This window comes from Chitinophaga sp. GbtcB8 (genome assembly GCF_019091455.1).
Lineage (GTDB): Bacteria > Bacteroidota > Bacteroidia > Chitinophagales > Chitinophagaceae > Chitinophaga.
The window spans coordinates 1-247 of record NZ_JAGXJN010000301.1 but is presented as its reverse complement, the minus strand read 5'-3'; the positions used below and the strand labels follow the sequence as shown (position 1 = coordinate 247).

At 54.3% G+C, this 247-nt stretch carries 1 protein-coding gene; it reads right to left on the bottom strand.

The window, feature by feature from the left end; genetic code table 11:
* Positions 1-247, bottom strand: a 247-nt coding sequence (locus tag KVT36_RS31930) for a hypothetical protein (protein ID WP_217607468.1), incomplete at both ends; no start/stop codon positions are given.

Genomic DNA, 247 nt, shown 5'->3' with positions numbered 1-247 from the left:
CCGTCCATATAAGCGGCCGGGGTACCCACCGGTATTTCCTGTTTTGCCAGGTGCATCCCCAGCCCTTCCCGCCGACTTAACGGGGGGCTGAATTTTACAATAAAACTGCCATTCTGAACGCCATAACAGGTAGGCGGTACAGGTGGTTCAGGTAATATCTTAGGCGCAACCAACCTGGGGGTAAGGATCACCGTATTGCTTTCCCCCGCACCGCCTGGATAAGCAACGCGCACCAATATGTTTTCCC